The 6,335-nt window shown below is 64.3% G+C and carries 6 protein-coding genes and 1 pseudogene; 1 reads left to right on the top strand and 6 read right to left on the bottom strand.

Translation table 11 applies throughout. The annotated features are described in order from the left end of the window. From WCE35_RS16255 to WCE35_RS16245, 3 genes are all read right to left on the bottom strand, one after another. A partial coding sequence (locus WCE35_RS16255; protein ID WP_424594360.1) for a CDP-alcohol phosphatidyltransferase family protein occupies positions 1 to 405 on the bottom strand: 405 nt, incomplete at its 3' end. A 72-nt stretch (positions 406 to 477) separates the two neighbouring features. Continuing rightward, positions 478 to 1,176, bottom strand: coding sequence for a phosphatidylserine decarboxylase (locus WCE35_RS16250; RefSeq protein WP_424594359.1), 699 nt, complete (start codon positions 1,174 to 1,176; stop codon positions 478 to 480). A 61-nt stretch (positions 1,177 to 1,237) separates the two neighbouring features. After that, entirely contained in the window at positions 1,238 to 3,220 is a 1,983-nt protein-coding gene (locus WCE35_RS16245; RefSeq protein ID WP_424594358.1) for an ABCB family ABC transporter ATP-binding protein/permease, read from the bottom strand. A 212-nt stretch (positions 3,221 to 3,432) separates the two neighbouring features. Here WCE35_RS16245 and WCE35_RS16240 point away from each other — a divergent pair, with 212 nt between their 5' ends. Then, a complete protein-coding gene (locus WCE35_RS16240) occupies positions 3,433 to 4,038 on the top strand; it encodes a TIGR00730 family Rossman fold protein (RefSeq protein WP_424594357.1) in 606 nt (201 codons plus the stop codon). A 12-nt stretch (positions 4,039 to 4,050) separates the two neighbouring features. Here the strand turns inward: WCE35_RS16240 and WCE35_RS16235 are convergent, their stop codons facing one another. The 3 genes and pseudogenes from WCE35_RS16235 to WCE35_RS16225 all read right to left on the bottom strand — a co-directional run. Next, positions 4,051 to 4,428 (bottom strand): VOC family protein, encoded by a 378-nt coding sequence (locus tag WCE35_RS16235; protein WP_424594356.1) that lies wholly within the window; start codon positions 4,426 to 4,428, stop codon positions 4,051 to 4,053. Between the two features lie 120 nt (positions 4,429 to 4,548). Continuing rightward, positions 4,549 to 6,147, bottom strand: coding sequence for a citramalate synthase (gene cimA / locus WCE35_RS16230; protein ID WP_424594355.1), 1,599 nt, complete (start codon positions 6,145 to 6,147; stop codon positions 4,549 to 4,551). Beyond that, positions 6,144 to 6,335 (bottom strand): annotated as a pseudogene (locus WCE35_RS16225) (GNAT family N-acetyltransferase); the annotation flags it as partial. The gene cimA and the pseudogene WCE35_RS16225, both read right to left, overlap by 4 nt.

Genomic DNA, 6,335 nt, shown 5'->3' with positions numbered 1-6,335 from the left:
GTCGATGGTCGCGTTGAAACGGGCGAGCCGCAGGCCGCCAGAGATCGCAAACACCATCGCCGCGATCCAGCCGCCGTTCTTAAGTTCGTGCAACTGCCAGAAGTACAGGATCAGTCCGGGCGCGACGCCGAAATTGACGAAGTCGGCGAGGCTGTCGAGTTCGGCGCCGAATTTCGACTGGCCCTTGATCAACCGTGCGACGCGGCCGTCCAGCCCGTCGAGCACGGCCGCGAACACGATCGCCGCGACCGCAAGCTCCATCCGCCCTTCGGTCGACAGACGGATCGCCGTCAGCCCCGCGCAGATCGCAAGCAGCGTGATGACGTTGGGCACCAGCATCCGCACCGGGATCGGACGAAACCGGCGGCGGCGCGTTTCCGGATGTTTGGGATCGGCGGGCATCATGGCTGACATATAGCAAGCGCGGGCCGGCTTCGCCATTGCGGCGGCCAGCCGGCATTTCGGTCCTCCGGATGGTTAATCGGCGCGGAAGGTCCGTCCTGCGTCGGCCGACCTGAAATCGGCCAAAATGGTCTCGCCGCCGATCGCGGTCTGGCCTTCGGAAACCAGCGATTTGGTGCCATCCGGCAAATAGACGTCAAGGCGGGAGCCGAAACGGATCAGGCCGAACCGTTCGCCGGCGCCGATCGACTGCCCTTCGCGCACGAACGAGACGATCCGCCGCGCCACCAGGCCGGCGATCTGGACCACGCCGATGCGGCCATTGGGCGTCGAGATCACCAGCGAGTTGCGCTCATTGTCCTCGCTCGCCTTGTCGAGTTCGGCGTTGACGAAGGCGCCGGGCCGGTACGCGATCCGGTCGATCCGGCCCGCTACCGGGCTGCGGTTCACATGGCAATTGAACACGCTCATGAAGATCGAAATTCGCGGCAGCGGCTTGTCGCCGAGGCCGAGTTCGGCCGGCGGCAACGCCTCGGTGATCATCGAGACCCGCCCGTCGGCGGGCGACACCACGATGCCATCGCGCACCGGCGTAACCCGCACGGGATCGCGGAAGAACAGCGCGCACCAGACCGTCAGGAGCGTGCCGATCCAGCCGAGCGGCGTCCAGATCCAGAACAGCACCAGACTGGCCAGCGCGAATCCGCCGATGAAGGGATAACCTTCGGGATGAACGGGCGGAATTTGCGCGCGGATGGAATTGGCGATGGACATGGGAACTCGCTGTCATCTTTCCCCCACTCCCATGATGACGGGAGGTGGAGCTGTGGTTCGGTTATTCGGCGGCGGTCGCCATGGAACCGGGCTCTTGAACCGGATCTTGAACCGTCTCCCGGATCGGCGGCGGCACGCGGTTCGGCGCCTCGTTCTTGTCGCCGATCTGGGCGAGTTTCTCCCGCGCCTCCTCGGCCTCGCGCTGCCTGTTCCACATACTGGCATAAAGTCCGCCGGAAGCCAAAAGCTGCGCATGGCTGCCGCGTTCGGCGATACGGCCCTGATCCAGCACGATGATTTCGTCGGCGCCGACGATCGTGGACAGCCGATGCGCGATCACCAGCGAGGTGCGGCCGCGCGACACGCGCTCCAGCGCTTCCTGGATTTCGTGCTCGGTGTGGCTGTCGAGCGCGGACGTCGCTTCATCGAGCACCAGGATCGGCGGCGCCTTGAGCACGGTGCGCGCGATCGCGACACGCTGCTTCTCGCCGCCGGACAGTTTCAGCCCGCGCTCGCCGACCTGGGTTTCATACCCTTTCGGCGACATCCGGATGAAGCTGTCGATCTGCGCGAGCTGCGCGGCCTCCTCCACCTCGGCGTCGCCGGCGTCCCAGCGGCCGTAGCGTATGTTGTAACGGATGGTGTCGTTGAACAGCACGGTATCCTGCGGCACCATGCCGATCGAGGCGCGCAACGAGGCCTGCGTGACGTTTCGGATATCCTGGCCGTCGATCAGGATCCTGCCGGCTGAGACGTCATAGAGCCGGAACAACAGCCGCGAAATCGTCGATTTGCCGGCGCCGGAGGGACCTACGATCGCGACCGTCTTGCCGGCGGGCACCTCGAAGCTCAGGCCCTTCAGGATCGGTCGATCCGGGTCGTAGGAAAACCGCACGTCGTCGAAGCGCACATTGCCCGAGCTTACGATCAGCGGCCGGGCGCCGGGGATATCCTTGATCTCGGGGTTGCGCGCCAGCACGTTGAACATCTTCTCGATGTCGATGATCGCCTGCTTGATCTCGCGGTACACCATGCCCATGAAATTCAGCGGCTGGTAGAGCTGGATCATCATGGCGTTGACCATGACGAAATCGCCGATCGTATTGGTGCCGTTGCGGACGCCGAGCGCGCACATCAGCATGGTCGAGGCCAGGCCGAAGGTGAAAATAATCGCCTGCCCGGTGTTGAGGACCGCCAGCGAGGTATAGGTCCTCACGCTGGCCTGCTCGTAGCGCTCCATCGAGCGGTCGTAGCGCGCCGCCTCGCGCTCCTCGGCGCTGAAATATTTCACCGTTTCGTAGTTCAGGAGCGAGTCGATCGCCTTGGTATTGGCCTCGGTATCGGAATCGTTCATCTTGCGGCGGATTTCGATCCGCCACTCGGTCGCGATATAGGTGTAGTACATATAGATCACGACCGTGATCATGGTCACGAGCACGTAGCGCCAGTCGAACTGCCACAGCAGCACGGCCATCAAGAGCGACACCTCGACGATGGTCGGGATCAGCTGCAGAATCACCATCCGCACGATCACCTCGATGCCGGAACGGCCGCGCTCCAGCACGCGCGTCAGGCCGCCGGTCTTGCGCTCCAGATGAAAGCGCAGCGACAGCTCGTGCATGTGGACGAAGGTGATAAAAGCGAGCTTGCGCACCGCATGCATGGCGACACGGGCGAAAATGCCGTCGCGCCACTGCGTCAGCACCGCCATCAGCACGCGCACCGCGCCGTAGCTCGCCGTCATGATCAGGGGCGATGCGATCAGCCACATCGTCCAGTTCGACGGCTGCACCGGCGCGCTGCCGGTGCCGTTCAGCGCATCGATCGCCCATTTGAAGGTGAATGGCACCGACAGCGTCGCGAGCTTCGCGGCCAGCAGCAGCACCATCGACCAGACCACGCGCATCTTCAGATCGGCGCGATCGCCCGGCCAGATATAGGGCCACAGATGCAGGAGCGTTCCGACCAGGGTCGCCTGTTCGGCCGGTCCGCCGGCGGCGGGCTGGGCTTCGTCGGCGTGCGGGTGCGAATCAGGAGAGGTCATCAATCGACCGCCAGAGGCAGGACGGCGCACCGGTTCGCTGTCGCGTTATTTCCATGGATCTGCATCGTGCCCGTCATATAAAGTGTTTGGACGCTGCGTACAGCCTTTTGACGTATTTTCTTGGCCATTTACAGCCAACTACGGGGCGATTCTACCGCGGCGGGGCCTCGACGGGACTTGACGCATTTTAAGTTGCAGTGCCACAAGACGGCATGAATCAAATCAAAACCGTCTGCGTCTATTGCGGCTCAGGCCCCGGTACCAATCCCCGCTTTGTCGAAGCTGCCATCGTCCTCGGCAGGATTTTTGCCGAGAACGATATCCGCCTCGTTTATGGCGGCGGTTCGGTCGGCCTGATGGGCGCCGTCGCCAAATCCACCCTCGATCACGGCGGCACCGTGACCGGGATCATCCCGGATTTCCTCAAGGCCCGCGAACACGCGCTGACCCGCGTGCAGGAAATGATCGTCACGCCCGACATGCATGAGCGCAAGCGGCTGATGTTCGAGCGCTCCGATGCGTTCGTGGCGCTGCCCGGCGGCGTCGGCACGCTGGAGGAACTGGTGGAGCAACTGACCTGGCAGCAGCTCGGCCGCCACAACAAGCCGATCCTGCTCGCCAACATCGATCATTTCTGGGAACCGCTGCTGGCGCTGCTTGCGCATATGCGCGCGACCGAGTTCATCCGCCCGACGCTGACGGTCGATATCATCCAGGCCGAACGGGTGGAAGATATCTTGCCGCGGCTGCGCGCCGCCGCCGCCCGGGCGCCCGAGGTCAGCAAGGAGATGGCGGCGGAAGTGGCAAGACGGCTTTAGGTTCAGCGACCGTCACTCGCCCGGAAAGGTCGCCGCCTCGATTCGGTTGCCGTCGGGATCGATGACGAAGGCCGCGTAATAGCGCACGCGATCATGCGGGCGCAGCCCCGGCGCGCCGTCGGAGCGGCCTCCCGCGTTCAACGCCGCGGCGTGGAATGCATCGACATCGCCGGTTGATTTTCCGCGCAGGCAGATGTGGACGCCGCTTCCCGCCTCTACAGGCTCCATGCCGGCGCGCAGGTTGATCCAGAATTCGGGATAGGTCTTGCCGAAACCGATCGTCGCCGGCCGGCTCACCAGTCGCGACAGCCCGAGCGGCGCCAGCGCCGCTTCGTAGAAGCGCGCGGCGCGGTCGAGATCGGCGACGCCGACGGAGACGTGGTCGATCATGGGCGGCATCCTCGGTATTTACCGTCATTGCGAGGAGCACTTGCGACGAAGCAATCTATTCTTTCTTTGCGCGGCGCGATGGTTTGCTTCGCTGCGCTCGCAATGACGGGGCAATAAGCCTCACGCCGGCGCGCCGGATTTCACCAGCTTGTAGATCACCGAATCCATCAGCGCCTGGAACGAGGCGTCGATGATGTTGGGGGAGACGCCGATCGTGGTCCAGCTTTCGCCGGTCTCGTCCTCGCTCTCGATCAGCACCCGCGTCACCGCTTCCGTGCCGCCATTGAGGATACGCACCCGGTAGTCGATCAGCCGCAAACCCTCGATGTATTTCTGGTATTTGCCGAGATCCTTGCGCAAGGCTACGTCGAGCGCGTTGACCGGGCCGTTGCCTTCGGCGGCCGAGATCAGCCGTTCGCCGGCGACATCGACCTTGACCACCGCCATCGCCACCGTGATGCGCTTGCCGTTGGCGTTGTAGCGCTGCTCGACATTGACGTCGAACTGCTCGACCCGAAAATACTCCGGCACCTTGCCCAAGGTACGCCGCGCCAGCAGATCGAACGAGGCGTTGGCGGACTCATAGGCGTAGCCGGCGGCCTCGCGCTCCTTCAATTCCACGACCAGACGCGCGAGCTTCGGGTCGTTCTTCGCATAGGCGATGCCGGCACGATCGAGTTCGGCCATGACGTTGGAGCGGCCGGCCTGATCGGACACCAGCACCTTGCGGCGATTGCCGACCGACTGCGGCGCCACATGCTCGTAGGTGTGCGGATCCTTGAGCACGGCGGAAGCATGAATGCCGGTCTTGGTGACGAAGGCGCTTTCGCCGACGTAAGGCGCGTGACGGTTCGGCGCGCGGTTGAGCATGTTGTCCAGCGTCCGCGACACCTTCATCAGGGTCGCCATCTTGTCGGCGGTGACGCCGATCTCGAAGGCGTCGGAGAATTCGCGCTTCAGCCGCAGGGTCGGGATCAGCGAACACAGATTGGCGTTGCCGCAGCGCTCGCCGAGCCCGTTCAGGGTGCCCTGGATCTGCCGCGCGCCGGCGCGCACCGCGGCCAGCGAATTGGCCACCGCCTGCTCGGTATCGTTATGGGCATGAATGCCGAGATGGCCGCCGGGGATATGCTTCACCACCTCGGTGACGATCGCTTCCACCTCATGCGGCATGGTGCCGCCATTGGTGTCGCACAGCACCACCCAGCGCGCGCCGGAATCGTAGGCCGCCCTGGCGCAGGCCAGCGCGAAGTCGCGGTTCTCCTTGTAGCCGTCGAAGAAATGCTCGCAGTCGACCATGACCTCGCGGCCCGCGGCTTTTGCCGCGCCGACGCTGTCGCGGATCGAGGCGAGGTTCTCCTCGTTGGTGGTCTCGAGCGCGACGCGCACCTGATAGGCGGATGATTTCGCGACAAAGCAGATCGCGTCGGCCCTGGCTTCCAGCAGATCCGCCAGACCCGGATCGTTCGAGGCCGAGCGGCCCGGCCGCCGCGTCATGCCGAAGGCGGTGAATTTCGCGTGGGCAAGTTTTGGCTTCGCGGCGAAGAATTCGGTGTCGGTCGGGTTGGCGCCGGGATAGCCGCCCTCGACATAATCGATGCCGAGCCCGTCGAGCATCGCGGCGATGATCCGCTTGTCGTGCAGCGTGAAATCGACGCCGTTGGTCTGCGCGCCGTCGCGCAGCGTGGTGTCGAACAGATAGAGGCGTTCGCGGCTCATTTTGGGCCTCCCGGCGCCGGGTCCAGCGTCTTCTGCATCGTGGTATTGGCCAGCCATTCGCCGTTGACCATCACGGTATTGCGCTGCCTGCCGACATAGCCGCGCTTTTGGAAGAACTCCGCCGCGTTGTCACTGGCATCGACGGTGAGGCTTTTCGCGCCGCGAGCGCCCGAGAGCTTTTCCAGCGC

It is taken from the genome of Bradyrhizobium sp. (assembly GCF_049691595.1).
Lineage (GTDB): Bacteria > Pseudomonadota > Alphaproteobacteria > Rhizobiales > Xanthobacteraceae > Bradyrhizobium.
The sequence above is the reverse complement of the archived record's forward strand: the minus strand, read 5'-3'. Positions and strand labels throughout refer to the sequence as shown.